This is a genomic window from Candidatus Solincola tengchongensis (assembly GCF_015711935.1).
Taxonomy (GTDB): domain Bacteria; phylum Actinomycetota; class Geothermincolia; order Geothermincolales; family RBG-13-55-18; genus Solincola_A; species Solincola_A tengchongensis.
Genome location: NZ_JACVJJ010000013.1, coordinates 1 through 2,762 on the forward strand (window position 1 = coordinate 1; position 2,762 = coordinate 2,762).

Annotated in this window: 2 protein-coding genes; both read left to right on the top strand. The window is 63.1% G+C overall.

What is annotated here, in order from left to right; all coding sequences use genetic code 11:
* Positions 1-640 precede the first annotated feature (640 nt).
* The gene (locus H7007_RS00340; protein WP_287152492.1) at positions 641-2,095 is read left to right on the top strand and encodes a hypothetical protein; all 1,455 of its coding nucleotides are present in this window, start codon (positions 641-643) and stop codon (positions 2,093-2,095) included.
* 5 nt (positions 2,096-2,100) lie between these two features.
* The coding region (locus H7007_RS00345) for a 2-hydroxyacyl-CoA dehydratase family protein (RefSeq protein ID WP_287152493.1) at positions 2,101-2,762 on the top strand (662 nt) is incomplete at its 3' end.

Sequence of the window (2,762 nt, forward strand, 5' to 3'; positions counted from 1 at the left end):
AGCTCGAGGCCTAGACAAAAAGGTATGCTTTCCAATCTTTCCTGGGATGGAGGAAACGTCGTCCGCAAGGCGAGCCCGGTGGGACAGGGAAAGCAGCTTTCCGGCGTGGCCGAGGACTCGGGAATGACTCACGAGCATCAAGGGCCGTAAAGGGAAGGGCTTAAGGACAACGGCTTGAGGTGATGAAAAGAAAAGGGGATGTAGGCTGGATTCCGTTCCAATGTCTTAAAAGAAGCGGTCCCCTAAATGGAGGGGCAGGGAGGGGAACGAAAGCGTGACGAGACACGAGAAGGACCTTACCCATTCCCTCCAGGGGCGACGGGGATGTCTTCCGTACAGCGAGCCCGATAGGACAGGGAAAGCAGCTTTCCGGCGTGGCCGAGGACTCGTGAATGATCAGAAAGAACCGGGGATAGCTTGGGAGGGGGGTGAAGGTTTAGGGGATAAGGGGCGCCTAGGGAAAACCCTGACATGGACGGGAACCGCAAGGTAGAGCGTGGGACCGCGACTTTGGATGACGGGCATGGGAGCACAAGATGTCGGATTCCGTTCCGAAGCCTTGGAAAATTGTCATGCGAGGTGGGCTTGAGGAGGAAACGGATAAAAGGCGTAGCTAGACTTTTCGGGTGAGGTGGTGAGCATGAGCTCTTACGAAGAAGGGAAGAGGGTCGGGGTGGAAACCCTGCGAAACGGCCTGGCAAATATGCTGAAGGTCATCGGCGAGAGGGACCCGCAGGAACTGGCACGGGAACTCCTGGACGGGGACGGACGCCTCTCCGAGGTTCTCCTGGAATCCCTCCCCGTCCTGTCCCAGACCCTCCTGGAGGCTGCCCGGACGATACTGGAGAGGATGGAGAACCTCCCCCCGGAGAGGGCGGCTCGCATCCTCGCACGAGCCCTGCCGGGTGCCGACGGGAGCCTCCTTGGAGAGCTCATCAACTCCTTCTCCCGCCTGCTCATCCGCCTGCACGAGGAGCGCCCGGAGCTGTTGGTGGAGGAGCAGGTGGATTTCTTCTCGCGGGCCACTCAAGCGGTGGACTTCGGCAAGCTGCGCAAGGTACTCAACTACCGGGCGGCAGACCGCCTGGAGGGGTTGCGCCGGGAGATAGAGGTACTGGGCGACAACCCCGTGGCCCTGGTGAACCTCTTCAGCGTGGTGGCCCCGGCGGCAAATCAGGCCCTGCAGGTGCTGAAGACCCTGTTCAAGGTCTTGGACCTTCCCGCCGAGGCCATGACCTATGCCCTCTTCAATATCCTGGAGGAGGTGGACTGGAAGGAGGCCGCGGAGGTTATAAACGGAGCGGCCGCCTTCCTGGTCAACCTGCACCGCGGTGCCTACATCCTGGGGGACGGGAGCCTCTACGCCACGGGGCCCTTCTCCCGAATCGCCTCCGACCTGGTCGAGGGGATCGACGGTCCACTCCTGGCCGAGGCCCTGGCCGCCCTCGGGGAGGAGGGGGAGGCAATGGTCTCCTCACTGGTCGAACAGGCGCTGAGGGACGCCGACCTGGCCTCCTCCCTGCTGGAGGCCGCCGCCTCTCTGGCCAACTCCTCCCTCCGCGCCCTCGCCGGGATCATGGAAAGTTATTCCGCCATCCCCATTGAAGTGCGGTCCAGGATGCGAGAAGCCTTCGCCCGAAACCTGGACGCAGAGGAACTCACACGGCTTTCGCGCTCCCTGGCCTCGCTCCTGCGAGGCGCCCGCCTTGCCGGAGAAACTGGTCGGCCCGCTGCGGCGGAGGAGCGTCCCGCCATCGCTTGGCGGGAGATCATGGAACCCTTGCGCGCTGAGACGCTGGGGCGGCTCGGCCCACTGGAGGTCGCAAAGAGGTTCAACGACCTCCTGCGGGTCGTTAACCGCCGCCTCAGGGAAATCCCGGCAGGCGAGGGTTACGCGGCCGCCCTGCTGGATTCGCTCGACCGTTCGGAGTTGGAGAACCTCTTCCGCCAGTCGGGCTCCCGCCTGCGGGAGGCCCTGGCCGCCCGACCCGAGACGGCAAGAGCAATGGTCAAAGGCATAATAACCATTATTTACCAAGGTTTTCGTGGTTACCTGTCCAGTCTGCGTGCCGGCAGGAGAGGCCGTAGGAGGTGATAGGGATGGCCGTTTCCGGGACCGCGCTGGAGATAAGGGAGATATATGACCCCTACGTAAGGGGTTGGAAGGAGAGGGGCGGACGGGTGTTGGGCTACTCATGCCTCGCCACCCCCGTGGAGCTCATCGAGGCCGCGGGCCTGCTCCCCTACCGCATCAAGGCCCTGGGCAACCCCCGGACCGACCTGGCCGACGGCGAGATGTCCCTCTTCAACTGTTCCTTCTGCCGTTCCTGCCTGCAGCTGGCACTGGACGGCACCTACGACTTCCTGGACGGGCTCATCGAGACCAACGGCTGCGACCACCTGCGTGCCATGTTCGAGAACTGGCAGCATAACAAGAACCTGCCCTTCTTCCACTATCTGAAGGTGCCTCACTTCTTCCGGGACGACTCCCTGGAATACTTCCGGGGAGAGCTGGAACTCCTCCGCCAGCACCTGGCCTCGCATTTCTCGGCTCCGGTTGCGGACGAGTCTCTCCGGCAGGCTGTTGATGATTGGAACCTCGTTCGGGAGAAGTGGCGTGAGCTATGCGAGTTGAGGGAGCTCCCGGAACCCAGGGTGACGGGGAGCGAGGCCCTGGCCCTGGAGCTGGCCGGCTCGCGCATGACCGGAAGGGACTTCGCCGAGCTCCTCTCCTCCTTCATCGAGGAGAGGCGGGGCGCCCC

What these genes read in the sequence shown, in the direction of transcription:
- H7007_RS00340 (WP_287152492.1), top strand. Translation starts at nt 641, where the DNA reads ATGAGCTCTTACGAAGAAGGGAAGAGGGTCGGGGTGGAAACCCTGCGA.